The sequence below is a fragment of the Methylogaea oryzae genome, assembly GCF_019669985.1.
GTDB classification, from domain to species: domain Bacteria; phylum Pseudomonadota; class Gammaproteobacteria; order Methylococcales; family Methylococcaceae; genus Methylogaea; species Methylogaea oryzae.
Genome location: NZ_AP019782.1, coordinates 3,234,661 through 3,249,048, shown reverse-complemented (window position 1 = coordinate 3,249,048; position 14,388 = coordinate 3,234,661). Strand labels below are relative to the sequence as shown.

The following is a 14,388-nucleotide window of genomic DNA, read 5'->3' as shown; positions in this document are numbered from 1 at the left end:
GTTAAGGCCGCTATTGTACGCCAGTCGGCGGGGCCGGAGCGCTGGTATCCGAGCGAATTAGTGGGAATTTTGCGGCGGCCAAAACGCTATCGCGGTCAGGGCGATGCTTGCCGGCATTTCGCCGTCCCGCCAGACGCGATTAAGGCTTTGGGGCGAAGGCCGGAATGCCGTTGACTAGCAGCGCTTCGAATTGAGGCGTGGGCACCGGACGGCTATGGAGAAAGCCCTGGCCTTGGTCGCAGCCTTCCAGGCGCAAGAACTCTTGCTGCTCCAGGGTCTCGATGCCCTCGGCGATGACCGTGAAGCCCAGGCTCTTGCCCAGGGCAATGATGGCTTTGGCGATGGCCGTGTCGTTTTCGTCGTGGGGCAGGTCGTTGACGAAGGAGCGGTCGATTTTCAGCTTGTCGATGGGCAGCCGCTTGAGATACATCATGGAGGAGTAGCCGGTGCCGAAATCGTCGATGGCCAGTTTTACGCCCAGGCTGCGCAGCTCTTCCAGCACGGCTAGCGCGTGGTCGATGCGCCGGGAAATGAAGGTTTCGGTGATTTCCAACTCCAGCGCTTCCGGTTCCAGGCCGGTTTCGGCCAGTGCCTGGCGCACGGTATCGACGAATTCCGCGCGTTCGAACTGAGGGCCGGCGATATTGACCGAAATGCTGTGCAAGGGCAGGCCGGCGTCGCGCCAGGCTTTGGCCTGGCGGCAGGCGGTGCGCAGCACCCATTCGCCGATGGGGATGATGAGCCCGCTTTCCTCCGCTATCGGGATGAACTTGCCCGGCGAAATGGAGCCGAGTTCGGGATGCTGCCAGCGTATCAAGGCTTCCGCGCCGACAATGGCGCCGCCGTTCAGCATGACTTGCGGCTGGTAGTGCAGCACCAGCTCGTTTTTGCCGAGGGCTTGGCGCAGGTGGGTTTCCATGAACAACCGCTCGAAAGAGCTGGCGGTGAGTTCGGCGGAATAATAATGGTAGGCGTTGCGGCCTTGTTCCTTGGCTTGGTACATGGCCGATTCGGCATTGCGGATCAGCGTTTGAACATCGTCGCCGTCGCCGGGGCAGATGGCGATGCCGACGCTGGCGGTGATATAGAACTCGTGGCCGTGAGCTTGCAGCGGCTCGCTGAGCACTTCCAGGGTTTGGCGCGCGATTTTGCTCAGTTGTTGCGCGTCTTCCGTCTCCTCCACCAGCAAGGCAAACTGGTCGCCCACCAAGCGCGCCAGGGTGTCGCTGCGCCGTATGGTATGACGCAGCCGCTTGGCTACCTCTTGCAGCAGGGCGTCGCCGGCCGGGTGGCCTAAGCTGTCGTTGATTTGCTTGAAGCGGTCCAGGTCGAACACCAACACGCCGACAATGCGCTTTTCCTGCTGCGCGCAGGCGATGGCATGGTCTAGCAATTCGTTGAACAAGCGCCGGTTGGGCAGTTCCGTCAGCGGGTCGTGGTTGGCCAGGTAGTCCAGCTGGCGCTGGGCTTCCTTGATTTCGCTGATGTCGGAAAATACCGCGATGTAGTTGAGGATGGCGTTGTCTTGATCCTTGACCGTGCTGATGGTCAGCAACTCGGGATAAATTTCGCCGTTTTTGCGGCGGTTCCAGATTTCGCCGCGCCAGCGGCCGTTGCTGAGCACCGATTGCCAGAGTTCGGCATAGAATTCCTTGCCGTGGCGGCCCGAGCTGAGAAAGCGGGGGTTTTGGCCCAGCACCTCCGCCTCGCTGTAGCCGGTGATTTCGCTGAAGGCTTGGTTGATGGCCTCGATGTTGCCGTTCTTGTCGGTGATGACGATGCCCTGGATGGTGTTTTCGAACATCGTCGCGGCTTGGCGCTGGCGCTTTTCCCCGTGCCGGCGCTGGATCGCCGAAGCGATGACGGCGGCGGCGGCCAGCAGGGCGCCCACTTCGTGCACGGACCATTGCCTTTCGTGGGCGCAGTCGTCGAAGCTGACGAAGCCCCACCAGGCGTCTTCCATGAAGATGGGCACCGATAGGGTGGATTTGATGCCTTCTTGCGCCAGGATAGCCCTTTCCTCGGGCGGCAGTTCGGACACTTTGCTGGCGATAACCTGGTGGCTGCTGAGCAATTCCTGCCAGCGGTTGAAGCCGTTGTGGCGATAGGGGGTGTTTTGCAAGCGGGGGTCGTCGATTTGCGGCCTTATGCCCTCGGCGACCCATTCGTAACGCAGGCTGCATAGGGTTTCGCCGGCATCGTCCTCGCTATTCTCGAACACGCTGGTGCGGCTGACTTCGGCGGCGCGGCCCAAGCGCTCCACCACCGTGTTGATGACCTGGTCCATCTGTTCGGCGCGCAGCAGCAGGCTGGCACAGAAGCTGACCGCATCCAGAATGCAGTCGCGCCGCCGCAGCTGCGTTTCCACCGAGCGCCGCTCGATTTCCGATGCGGCCATGGCGCAGAGCAATTCCAGCAATTTCTGCCGTTGCGGGCTTAAATGCAGCTTTCTTTGGCTGAAGACCGCGAATAGGCCCAGCAATCCGCTTTGTTGATCGGTGATGGGCAGCGCCAAGTAATCGGTCGGCGGAGTGTCGGTCAGCAGCGGATTATTCTGGCTCAGGCACTCGACGTTGCGCTCGCAATGGGCGCATTCGTCCGGATTCATGATGTGGCGGCAGGGGGGGTGCGGCAGCTGGTAGCGGAAGTTGGGGGCGGGGGCGCCGTTCGAGAAGACGGAAACCGTATCGACATAGGCGCCGTCTTCCAGCGCTCCAATCATGCAAACATCCGCATCCAGCCATTCCGAGGTCCAGCGTACGATGTTGTCCAGCAGTTGCCGTCCTGTGGCGCCGGCGATGGCGGCTACTAGGGTTTCCAGGGTCGCTACGTCTTGCCTGGTCTCACCGAGTAAGGTTGTTTGGTTGATTGCGTCCATCTTGGCGATTTGCTGGATCCGGTGGTCAGTGCCTCCTTGGCTGTGAGGTGGACGGTAAATTAGCCTGGAGCGGGGCGATAAACGCGCCACCTTTGTGGTTTATGTCATCTCGCCGCAATTATCTCATGGGATAGCGGCGATTGTTAGCAATGCGATTGAGCTTAAGGGATAGGGCCACTACAATCGCGCGACTATTTACGAGGGGAAAACCAGGAACCGTGCAGACCGACGAAATTCGCTTACGCGCCGCCGAGTTGATCGACGCCGGCCGTTATATTCACGGCCGTGGCTGGGTGCCGGCCACCAGCGGCAATTTTTCCGCCCGTTTGAGCGACGGACGTATCGCCATCACCGTGTCCGGTCGGCACAAAGGGCATTTGACGTCGGACGACATCATGCTGGTGGACGAGGAAGGGCGCTCCCTGGACGGCAAGAAACCGTCCGCGGAAACCTTGCTGCATACCTCGCTGTATCGGCGCTATCCCGCCGTGAACGCGGTGCTGCATCCCCATTCGCCCGGCTCGGTATTGGCTTCCCGCTTGTTTCAAGACGAAATCGTGTTGGAGGACCATGAGCTGTTGAAGGCTTTGCCGGGAATCGATACCCACGAATCGCGCGTGGCGGTGCCTATTTTTCCCAACGACCAGAATATCAACCGCTTGGCGTTGCGGGTGGACGAGTATCTGGAACTGCATGGCGATAGCCACGGTTACATTATCGCCGGACACGGCTTTTATACCTGGGGCGCTTCGGTGGCGGACGCCTTGCGTCACCTGGAAGCGCTGGAGTTTTTGTTCGATCTCGAGATTCGCCTGCACGGAGTGAAAAAGCCATGAGTCTACTTGCCGTTTACGCCGACACCGGTGCCGCGCCGCTCGAAGTGACGGGCGATTTCTCCGCCATGGCCGAGAGCCTCGGCGCCATCGGCGTGCGTTTCGAGCGCTGGACCGCCGCTGCGCCTTTGGCCGAGGACGCCCCTCAGGAGGCGATTTTGGCCGCTTACGCCGAGTCGGTGGAGCGCCTGAAGGGGGTGTACGGCTTCCAGTCGGCCGACGTTATCAGTGTCACCCCGGAGTTCCCGGAGAAAGTCGCCCTGAGGCAGAAGTTCCTGTCCGAGCACACCCACATCGACTTCGAGGTGCGCTTTTTCGTCGGCGGGCGCGGCCTGTTTTTCCTGCACCCGGACGATAAGGTTTACGCCGTGCTGTGCGAGCAGGGGGATTTGATCAGCGTGCCGGCCGATGTGAAGCACTGGTTCGACATGGGCGCAGAGCCCGAGCTGAAATGCATTCGCTTATTCACCACGCCGGACGGCTGGGTGGCCCAATTCACCGGCGACGACATTGCGGAGCGCCTTCCCAAGCTGGAGCAATTCTTGGCGGAGCATCGCCCATGATTGAAGTCGTGCTCACCGATATCGAAGGCACCACATCGTCCCTCTCTTTCGTCAAGGACGTGTTGTTTCCCTACGCTCGCCAGCATATGGCGGCGTTTGTGCAAGCCCACGCCGATGAGGCCGCGGTGCGGTGTTTGCTGGACGATGTGGCCGCCGCCGTGGGGCGGCCGTTGAGCGACGGCGACGCCGTGGAGCAGTTGTTGCGCTGGATAGACGAGGACCGCAAGATCACGCCGTTGAAAGCTTTGCAGGGGCTGATTTGGGAGGACGGCTACCGGCGGGGCGATTTTACCGGCCATGTCTATGAGGACGCGGTGCGCCGTTTACGGGAATGGCATGGCCGGGGGGTGCGTTTGTACGTATTTTCCTCCGGCTCCGTCCACGCGCAAAAACTGTTGTTTGGGCATACCGCCTATGGCGATTTGACGCCGTTGTTCTCCGGTTATTTCGACACCAATGTGGGTGCCAAACAGGACGCGGAGTCCTATCGCTGCATCGCCAAGTCGATCGCTGTCCCGCCTCAGTCGGTGTTGTTTCTCTCGGATATACGCGGCGAATTGGATGCGGCCCAGGCCGCCGGCATGGCTACCGCATGGCTGGTGCGTGACGGCGATGTCGACCCTGCCGCGGCGCACAGTCAAGTGCGGGATTTCGACGGGATCGCTTGCGAATTCGGTTGAGGACGACGGCGGGCGGACGCTCGCCGGCTGCTAGAGAATGCAGCAGGTGAGCTGGAAAGGGATGTCGTTTTCCGCTTGAACGGAGCGGCCGGCGGTGGAGAATTCCAGAAAGCGGACGGTGAAGCGATGTTTGCCGCCGCTGATTTCCACGTAATAGGGCAGTTGGCGCGGGATGCCGACGCGGATCAGCTGGTAGGGCAGCCCTTTGTCCAGATTCTGCTGATAGAAGCCCGCCGTGGAAACTTCGTTGGTGTGGTTGGTGCTGTAGCGGATCAGCCACAGGATGGTGTCGGTGGCATGGCGTATGGTATCGAAGGAACGCAGCCAGCGTTCCAGATCCTGCTTGCGTTGCGCGTCGGGTTGATCAAGCCAGTAGTGATAGGCTGGCAGGTCGAACACGCAGGTGCCGCCGGGAATGGCGCTGCGTTGCGAGATGCTTTTAAACAGCTCGTTTTCCATCAGGCCGCCGCCGATCTTGCCGCTGATGGCGTAAACCTCCTTGCTGAGCACTTCCAGGTCTTGCAAGGTCTGGCGTAAGACGCCATGGTCTATGGCTTGGCTGTCGGCTACCCGCGACAAGGCGTTGGTGTGGCGATCCAGTTCTTTGATGATTTCCGACTTGAGGTCGTTGCGGCCGAAAATCGCCAGGATATCCAGCAGGCTGGAGATCACGGCGCGGCTATCCCATACGGTGCTGCCCCGCATGAAATGTTCGGTTTGCTGAAACAATTGTTCGAGTCGCATTAGGACGCGAATCCGCTCGTTCAGCGGGAACTCATAATAGATAAGATCGCTCAAGTTGTGAGACCAGCCAATTTAGGGGAAGTCGGTCGCATTCAGGATAATCCATTCCTTATCGTGCGGCTCTAATTCTCGTGAACATTCTGACGCATCCCATTGATTAGTCAATAGCAAAGGGCGCTGCGCAGCGGTTGGCGCGTCAGTCATGGGCGTCGGCGTCGGTCTGGTTGGCGGCAATGGATAAATAACGCCGATGCAAAGTCGCCACTTGCTTCTCCAACTCCGCTAGGCCGCCATCGTTGCGGATCATGTCGTCGGCCGCCGCCAGCCGCGCCTGTCGCGTCCACTGGGCGGCCAGAATTTGCCCGATGCGGCCGTCGTCCAAGCCGTTCCTTGCTCGTACCCGTTGATATTGCAAGACCTCCGGTACGTCTACCACTAACACCCGATCCACAAAATGGCGGCTGTCGGTTTCGAACAGCAGGGGAATGGTCAAAATGCAATAGGCGGTGTTCAATTCGGCCGTCGCTTCTTGCAGGGAGGCGAAAACCAAGGGATGCAGCAACGCTTCCAAGCGCAAGCGTTGCGGTGGCTGGGCGAATACCAGGTCGCGCAGTTTGGCTCGGTCGATGGCGCCTCTAGGGTCGAGTACCGTTTGGCCGAAATGCTCGGCGATGGCCTTATGCCCCGGCTGGCCTGGCGCCGTCAATCCGTGGGCGATTTCATCGGCATCCAGGACAGGGACGCCCAGGGCGGCGAATAGGCGGCCGACCGTGGTTTTACCGCTGCCGATGCCGCCGGTTAAGCCAATGCGCAACATGGTGGGGATGGGTGGCCTTTACGCGCCGTATTCAGCGCAGGTAGATATCGAGTATGGATTGTCCCCAGAGCAAGGCGATCCAGCCGGCGGCCGCCAGGAACGGGCCGAACGGCATGGGCACGTTGCGGTCGCGCCCCCGCAGCAGGATCAGCGCGATGCCGGCGACGGCCCCCACGAGGGACGACAGCAAAATTATCAGCGGCAGCATGGTCCAGCCCGTCCAGGCGCCCAATGCCGCCAACAGCTTGAAATCGCCGTAGCCCATCCCCTCTTTGCCGGTGGCCAAGCGAAACAGGTGGTAGACGCCCCACAAACTCAGGTAGCCTGCGGCTGCGGCGGCGATGGCTGCGTGACTGTCGACGAAAACGTTTCCCAAGCTCAATAGCAGTCCCAGCCATAACAACGGCAGCACAATGGCGTCCGGCAACAGTTGGTGTTCCAGGTCGATTAGCGCAAGGCTCAGCAAGGCCCAGGTGAACAGCAACGCGCACAGGGCTTGTTCGCCATAGCCGTAGCGCCAAGCCACCGCCGCCGACAAGACGGCGGTAAGCAGCTCGATCAGCGGGTAACGCCAGGCGATGGCGGCTCCGCAACTAGAGCAACGGCCGCGTAGCGCCAAATAACTAAGCAAAGGAATATTGTGTATCGCTCGCACCGCGGCGCCGCAGTTTGGGCAGTGAGAGCCTGGGGTCAGCAAATTGTAGTTCGCCTGCGGACCGTCGTTTTCCTGCGGTAGGCCCAGATATTCGCGGCATTCCCGTTTCCAGCGGGTTTCCATCATGCGCGGCAGGCGGTGAATCACGACATTGAGAAAGCTGCCCACGGCCAAACCCGCCACGGCCGTCAATGCGACGAACAACAAGGGCTGTTGTTTTAACAGGGTGATCAGTTCCATGGACGCGTCCTGGCTTGGGTTAGGTGACGGCGCCCATTTTGAAAATCGGCAGGTACATGGCGACGATCAAGCCGCCGATGACTACGCCCAAAAACGCCATGATCATGGGTTCGAGCAAACTGGTGAGGGCGTCCACGGCGTTGTCGACCTCCTCTTCGTAAAAGTCCGCCACCTTGCCCAGCATGCTGTCGAGGGAGCCCGATTCTTCGCCGATGGCGATCATCTGTATCACCATATTGGGAAAAATGCCGGACTGGCGCATGGACAATTGCAGCTGCTGTCCGTTGGAGACGTCGTCGCGCATTTTCATGATGGCGTCGTAATACACGATGTTGCCCGACGCGCCGGCTACCGATTTGAGCGCTTCCACCAGCGGAACGCCGGCAGCGGACATGGTCGACAGGGTGCGGGCGAAACGGGCCACTGCCGCTTTGTTGAGGATCGAGCCGATGGGACCGAGGCGCAACATCAATCGATCCAGCCGGTTGTTAAATTCTTTGGAGTTTTGCTTCAGGCTTTTGAAGCCGTAAATCATGCCGCCGATGACGCCGAGTATGTAGTACCAGGTGTTCACTAAGCCATGGGATAGGCCAACGACGAATTGTGTGAATGCCGGTAGTTCTGCGCCGAATCCCTTGAACAGCTCTTCAAACGTGGGTACGACGAAAATCAGCAAAATGGCGGTGACGATGCCCGCCACCACCAGCACGGCGACGGGGTAGAACAAGGCTTTCTTGATTTTCGCCTTGAGCGATTCGGTTTTTTCCAGGTAAGTGGCGATTTTGTGCAGCAAGCCTTCCAAAATACCCGCTTGCTCGCCGGCCGCGACCAGGTTGCAGTACAGTTCGTTGAACTGGAGAGGGTATTTGCGCAGGGTTTCGGCCAAGGTATTGCCGCTTTCCACGTCGGATTTGATGCCCAGGATCAAATCCTGCATGGCGGGGTTTTCATGGCCGCGTCCAACGATTTCGAAGGCGGTGACCAGCGGCACGCCGGCCGTCATCATGGTCGCCAACTGCCGGCTGAACAGGGCGATGTCCTTGGCTGTGATATTGGCTTTGGCTTTGCCGAACAGGGGCTTCGGTTTTAGTTTGACTTTCGTTGGCTTGAGACCCTGACGCCGTAATTCCGCGCGAACGGCTAATTCATTTTTGCCGGCCAGTTCGCCCGTAATTTTCTTGCCGGTCTTGTCGGTGGCGACGTAATTGAAATAGATTTGTTCTTCAGCTGCCATGGGGCGCTAGATCCTTTCGCTGGGTCGGTTTCGGCTGATTCGCTGCGGCCAGTTCCGGCGTGTGTTAAGCGCGGGGCGCGCGAGTGGCCGATTTTTTTATATGTAATTCACAGTCATTTTTACCACTTTTCCGTGGCAAAAGGTAACGCCTTTAGGGGGCGGCTGTAGCGTCACCAGGTCTCAAAACGACGTCAGGCGTAGCCCTATCATCGCTTGTTGGCCCAACTGGCGGAAGTGGCCGAAATTTTCCGGGTCTAGTGCTTGTCCGCTGGTAGCCCGGTCTGCATAAAGGAGCCCGATGGGCTTGCGGGTCAGGCTTAGGGGGAAAAGAAAGCATTCTTGTCTGCCTAGCACCGTTTGAATGGGTTGGGTGAACAAGTTGCGTGCCTCGGCGTCGCTATCCGGTTTGATCCACAGGGCTTCCGACTGGTTCAGCGCATGCATAAACAAATGGAGGGGCTGAGCGTCGAGTTCCACTTGTATGGGCAGGTGGCTGCCGGCCGCCGCCCAGCCGTGGGAGGATTTCTCTTTCAGGAATCGTCGATCAGGGCTTACCAAGGCGAAAAAAGTACGATCCATGCCCAATCCACGGTGGATGCTTTCCAAAATCAACTCGAACAAGACGTTGATGTTGAATTGGCCGCTGAGCAGGTTGGTAATGTCCTGGTGCATGCGGATCAATTGGGCGCTGGGATCGGTCGCAGCGACGGCCGCGGCCTCGGCAACGGACTCCGCGGCGTGTTCGCCGGAAGTTCGCGTCGGAATGAGCTTGGCCGCTTCGTTTGCGCCCAGTTGCAGGGCGATTTCCGCCGCCAGTTTGGCATTTTTTTTCACCAGCTCCTGCACCGTACGCACCGGCTTATTCAACAGATGGGCCAGGTCATGGATCGCTTTGCGCGTGGCGGGGCCTTCCCAGCCGCCTTGTTCGGCAGTGCGGGCCAGGGTGTCGCATTGTTTGACCAGGTTTACCCGCTCGGGATTGTGCGATTTACCGCCGAAGACCTCCTCCGTGAGCCCCGCCAAGCGCCAAGTCTTGCTCATGGCCGCGCCCAACTGTTGCAGGGTGAAGCCTAATATTCGCCGTTCCGCCTTTTCCGCCGGCAGATTTTCGCCCCGAATGGCTTCCTCGATTTCCAGGCCCTTGGTTTCCTCGAAGCAGGAAAAAGCGATTCGGCCGATATTGAACAGCAGGGTGGCGATGAATACTTCCTCCGGCGAAGGGTCTTGCATGAGCAGCGCCATGGAGCGGGCCTGGGTTGCTGCGTGCAGGGAGCGGGCGATTTCTTCGCTGGCCCGCTGCTTGTTGCGCGCCGACTGCATGGCCTCGATAAAGGTGCAGGTGAGGGCCATTTCGTGGATCAGCTTGGTGCCGAGTACGACAGCGGCGCGCGTCAGGGTGGACACGCGCTGCCCCAGCGGGTTGTAGAGCGAGCTATTGCTCAGCTTGAGGATTTTGGCCGTCAGCGTGGTGTCTTCCATGATGATGCGGGCCAGTTCCGTGGCCCCCGTGTCTTCGTCGTCGATGGCGCTGTTGATGCGCTGGACCGTATTGGAGAATATCGGAATCTCCTCGCGGCAAAGCCAGTCGCTCCATTCGTTGAGCGTGCGTGGTGTGTAGGCTCTGGCTTTTACGATAGCGCTCATGGTGCCGTGGGATATAACAAGATTAGCGAAAAAGCTCCTTCTAATATATTGGAAGTTTAGCCTAGTAGAGACGTCGTTTCCTAGTGAAGTTGTCGGCTATAACGCACGAATCTTAAGCACCTGGGCCTCGAGACTTGCGAGGTGGGAGCGCAAGTCCGCCAATTTTTCCCTTTCCTTGGCGACTACGTCGGCCGGCGCCTTGTCCACGAAAGCCGGATTTTCCAGCTTGCCTTCCAGGCGCGGCAGTTCCTTCTGCAATTTTTGAATTTCCTTGTCCAGCCGCGCCAGTTCCGCGTCCTTGTCGATGAGGCCGGCCATGGGGATGAGAAGCTTCAGGTCGCCCACCAGGGCGATGGCCGATTCCGGCGCGGTCTCGCTTTCATCCAGCCAACGCACGCTGCCGGTGCGGCCCAGTTTTTCGATGAGGATGGCGTTGCGTTCCAGCCGCGCCGCATCCTCCGCGGCGCCGCCCTGCAGCAGCACCGGCAGAGCCTTGGAAGGAGCGATGTCCATTTCGCCGCGGATGCGGCGCAGGCCGAGGATGAACTCCATGGCCCAGGCCATCTCGCTTTCGCCAGCAGCGTCCTGCCAGTGGGCTTCGACGACGGGGTAGGGCTGCAGCATGAGGGTGGCGCCGGACTTGCCCGCCAAGGGAGCTACCCGCTGCCAAATCTCTTCCGTAATGTAAGGCATGATGGGGTGGGCCAGGCGCAACAGGGTTTCCAGCACCTGCACCAGGGTCTGGCGGGTGCCGCGCTGCTGGGCGGCATCATCGCTTTGCAGGCTCACCTTGGCCGCTTCCAGATACCAGTCGCAGTACTCGTTCCAGGTGAATTCGTAAATGGCCTGGGCCGCCAGGTCGAAGCGGTAGCCGTCCAGGGCTTCCTGGGTGGCGGCGATGGCTTGCTGCAAGCGCGAGCGGATCCAGCGGTCCGGCAGGCTGTAGACGCATTCGCCGGCAAGACCGGTGTCCTGGCCTTCGGTGTTCATCAGCACGTAGCGTGCCGCGTTCCACAGCTTGTTGCAGAAGTTGCGGTAGCCTTCCACCCGGCCCATGTCGAACTTGATGTCGCGGCCGGTGGAGGCCAGCGATGCGAAAGTGAAGCGCAGGGCGTCGCAACCGTAGGCGGCGATGCCGTCGGGGAATTCCTTGCGGGTGCGCTTTTCGATCTTCTCCGCCATCTGCGGCTGCATGAGGCCGGCGGTGCGTTTCGCCACCAGCTCGTCCAGGGCGATGCCGTCGATGATATCCAAGGGGTCCAGCACGTTGCCTTTGGACTTGGACATTTTCTGGCCTTCCGAGTCGCGCACCAGGCCGTGCACGTAGACGGTCTTGAACGGCACCTGCGGCGAGCCGTCCTCGTGCTTCATGAAGTGCATGGTCATCATCACCATGCGCGCCACCCAGAAGAAAATGATGTCGAAGCCGGTCACCAGCACGTCGGTGGGGTGGAAGGTTTTCAGCTCCGGCGTCTGGTCCGGCCAGCCCAGGGTGGAGAAGGTCCACAGGGCGGAAGAGAACCAGGTGTCCAGCACGTCGTCGTCCTGGCGGAGGATTTCGTTGGCGTCCAGGCGGTGCTTGGCGCGCACTTCCGCCTCGTTGCGGCCGACGTAGACGTGGCCGCGGGTGTCGTACCAAGCCGGGATGCGGTGGCCCCACCACAGTTGGCGGGAGATGCACCAGTCCTGGATGTCGCGCATCCAGGAGAAATAGAGGTTTTCGTATTGCTGCGGCACGAAGCGGATGCGGCCGTCTTCCACCGCGGCGATGGCCGGTTTGGCCAGCTCCTTGGCGTTGACGTACCACTGGTCGGTGAGCCAGGGCTCGATGATGACGCCGGAGCGGTCGCCGCGCGGCACTTTCAACGTGTGCGGGTCGATTTTTTCCAGCAGGCCTTGGGCGTCCAGTTCGGCGACGATCTGCTTGCGCGCTTCGAAGCGTTCCAGGCCCGCATAGGCGGCCGGGGCTTTTTCGCCGTGGGCGCCGGCGTAGCCCTCGAAGGTGAGTACGGTGAATTCCGCCAGGATGCGGGCGTCCTTGTCCAGCACGTTGATCAGCGGCAGGTTGTGGCGCTTGCCCACTTCGTAGTCGTTGAAGTCGTGGGCCGGGGTGATCTTGACGCAGCCGGTGCCGAATTCCGGGTCCACATAGTCGTCGCCGACGATGGGGATTTCCCGGCCGGTGATGGGCAGCTTGATGGTCTTGCCGATCAGGTGCTGATAGCGCTCGTCTTCCGGGTGGACGGCGACCGCCGTATCGCCCAGCATGGTTTCCGGCCGGGTGGTGGCCACCACCAGATGGCCGGATCCGTCCGCCAGCGGGTAGCGGAAGTGCCACATCGAGCCTTTTTCTTCCTCGTTCAGCACTTCCAGGTCGGAAATGGCGGTGTGCAGCTTGGGGTCCCAGTTGACCAGGCGTTTGCCGCGGTAGATTAGGCCGTCGTCGTAAAGGCGCACGAAGGCTTCCTGCACGGCGCGGGACAGGCCCTCGTCCATGGTGAAGCGCTCGCGGGTCCAGTCCACCGAAGAGCCCAGCCGGCGCAGCTGGCGGGTGATGGTGCCGCCGGATTCGGCCTTCCACTCCCACACCTTTTCCAGAAACTTATCGCGCCCCAGGTCGTGGCGGGTGACGTTCTGCGCCGCCAACTGCCGTTCCACCACCATCTGGGTGGCGATGCCGGCGTGGTCGGTGCCCACTTGCCACAGGGTGTTGCGGCCCTGCATGCGGCGATAACGCACCAGGGTGTCCATCACCGTGTTGTTGAAACCGTGCCCCATGTGCAGGCTGCCGGTGACGTTGGGCGGCGGAATGGCGATGCAGAAGGACTCGCCCTGGCCGGACGGGGCGAAATAGCCCTGTTGTTCCCAGGTCTGGTACCAGCGTTGTTCGATGGCGTGCGGGGTGTAGGTTTTTTCCATGGGGGTATCGGCGTGGACGGTTCTGGAATTGATCGGGAGGGCCAAGGCCCAAAGCCGCGATTATACCGCCCAGGGCGGTTTAGGTCAGAATCGGCCGCGCGCAAGCCATGGCAGACCAGGGTAGCGGTGCGCCATGCGCGCCTGACGACGAAGCGAGGTAGCCCGGATGGGGCGCAGCGGATCCGGGCTACCGGCGTCGGCGGGTTAAGGCGCCACCACCAGTCCCCAAGGGTAATGCCCCACGGCGATGGACTTGGTGACTTTATGGCTTTCCAGGTCGATGACGGAAATGTCGTTGCTGGCGCCGTTGGCGCTGTAGAGGTGTTTCTGGTCGGGGCTGAAGGCGATGTTCCACACTCGTTGGCCCACCAGCAGGTAGTCCTTCACTTCCAGCTTCTTGGCGTCGATCACCGCCACCCGGTTGGCCGGGCCCAGGGCCACGTAGGCCCACTGGCCGGCGTCGTCCAGTTTTACGCCCACCGGTTGGATTTTTTCCTGGGGCACGCCGGGCACTTGGAAGGCGATGGTCTTGATGGGCTGGCGCGAGGCCACGTCGAATACCGCCACGTTGCCGCCCATTTCCGAGGTGACCCACAGTTGCTTGCTGTCGGCGCTGAAGGCGGCGGCGCGGGGGCGGCCGTCCACCAGGCTGTTGTCCGCCACTTCCAGGGTTTGCGCGTCGATCCAGTGCGCCATATTGGTGGTCTCGCTGGTGCACACCACCCAGCGGCCGTCCGGGCTGGCGGCCACGCCCTCGGGTTCGACTCCCATGGGGAGCTGCTTGAGGATTTTCTTGTCGGCGATGTCCGCCACCGTCAGCTGGTTGTCGTCTTCGTTGGAGACGAACAGGCGCTTGCCGTCCGGGGACAGCGCGAAGGTTTCCGGGTCGCGCCCGCCGGGCAGTTTGCCGACCACTTTGAGCGTGTCCGCGTCGAGAATCTGGATGGCATGGCTGTCGCTGGCGGCGACGTAGAGTTGCTTGCCGTCACGGCTCAAGGCGATCCCGCGCGGTCTCAGGCCCACCTTGGCGGTTTTCACCCGCTTGCCGCCGATGCCGTCGACCACCGCTACGGCGTTGTCTTTTTCCAGGGTGACGTAGACGGTTTCCGCCGCGGCGGGCACCGCCACCGCCGCCATCATCAAACCCACTGCTAAAGCTGATCTCGACATGGTTTTATACT

Annotated in this window: 11 protein-coding genes; 3 read left to right on the top strand and 8 right to left on the bottom strand. The window is 60.8% G+C overall.

The features are described 5' to 3' along the window. Positions 1 to 139: 139 nt before the first annotated feature. Positions 140 to 2,878, bottom strand: a complete 2,739-nt coding sequence (locus K5607_RS14340; RefSeq protein ID WP_221047412.1) for a bifunctional diguanylate cyclase/phosphodiesterase — start codon at positions 2,876 to 2,878, stop codon at positions 140 to 142. A 218-nt stretch (positions 2,879 to 3,096) separates the two neighbouring features. On the opposite strand from K5607_RS14340, the gene K5607_RS14335 reads away from it, so the two are divergent. Genes K5607_RS14335 through mtnC form a run of 3 tightly spaced genes read left to right on the top strand, consistent with a single transcriptional unit; the run spans position 3,097 to position 4,954 of the window. After that, a complete protein-coding gene (locus K5607_RS14335; protein ID WP_246598871.1) occupies positions 3,097 to 3,714 on the top strand; it encodes a methylthioribulose 1-phosphate dehydratase in 618 nt (205 codons plus the stop codon). After that, a complete protein-coding gene (locus K5607_RS14330) occupies positions 3,711 to 4,274 on the top strand; it encodes a 1,2-dihydroxy-3-keto-5-methylthiopentene dioxygenase (protein WP_054772608.1) in 564 nt (187 codons plus the stop codon). The genes K5607_RS14335 and K5607_RS14330 overlap by 4 nt, the downstream gene beginning before the upstream one ends. Continuing rightward, a complete protein-coding gene (mtnC, locus tag K5607_RS14325) occupies positions 4,271 to 4,954 on the top strand; it encodes an acireductone synthase (protein WP_054772609.1) in 684 nt (227 codons plus the stop codon). Before K5607_RS14330 ends, mtnC begins: the two co-directional genes overlap by 4 nt. Positions 4,955 to 4,984: 30 nt before the next feature. On the opposite strand, the gene zapD is transcribed toward mtnC, so the two are convergent. The 7 genes from zapD to K5607_RS14290 all read right to left on the bottom strand — a co-directional run bounded on the left by zapD (position 4,985) and on the right by K5607_RS14290 (position 14,377). Further along, a complete protein-coding gene (gene zapD, locus K5607_RS14320) occupies positions 4,985 to 5,752 on the bottom strand; it encodes a cell division protein ZapD (RefSeq protein ID WP_054772610.1) in 768 nt (255 codons plus the stop codon). Positions 5,753 to 5,894: 142 nt separating this feature from the next. Then, positions 5,895 to 6,515 (bottom strand): dephospho-CoA kinase, encoded by a 621-nt coding sequence (gene coaE / locus K5607_RS14315; protein ID WP_054772611.1) that lies wholly within the window; start codon positions 6,513 to 6,515, stop codon positions 5,895 to 5,897. 31 nt (positions 6,516 to 6,546) lie between these two features. Next, positions 6,547 to 7,410 (bottom strand): prepilin peptidase, encoded by an 864-nt coding sequence (locus K5607_RS14310; protein WP_054772612.1) that lies wholly within the window; start codon positions 7,408 to 7,410, stop codon positions 6,547 to 6,549. 19 nt (positions 7,411 to 7,429) lie between these two features. Then, a complete protein-coding gene (locus K5607_RS14305; protein ID WP_221047411.1) occupies positions 7,430 to 8,644 on the bottom strand; it encodes a type II secretion system F family protein in 1,215 nt (404 codons plus the stop codon). 180 nt (positions 8,645 to 8,824) lie between these two features. Beyond that, positions 8,825 to 10,288 carry an HDOD domain-containing protein gene (locus tag K5607_RS14300; RefSeq protein ID WP_054772613.1) on the bottom strand — a complete coding sequence of 488 codons (1,464 nt, stop codon included), beginning with the start codon at positions 10,286 to 10,288 and terminating at the stop codon, positions 8,825 to 8,827. Positions 10,289 to 10,384: 96 nt separating this feature from the next. Then, the gene (locus K5607_RS14295; protein WP_221047410.1) at positions 10,385 to 13,207 is read right to left on the bottom strand and encodes a valine--tRNA ligase; all 2,823 of its coding nucleotides are present in this window, start codon (positions 13,205 to 13,207) and stop codon (positions 10,385 to 10,387) included. A 204-nt stretch (positions 13,208 to 13,411) separates the two neighbouring features. Then, a complete protein-coding gene (locus tag K5607_RS14290; RefSeq protein WP_221047409.1) occupies positions 13,412 to 14,377 on the bottom strand; it encodes a PQQ-dependent catabolism-associated beta-propeller protein in 966 nt (321 codons plus the stop codon). Positions 14,378 to 14,388 lie beyond the last annotated feature (11 nt).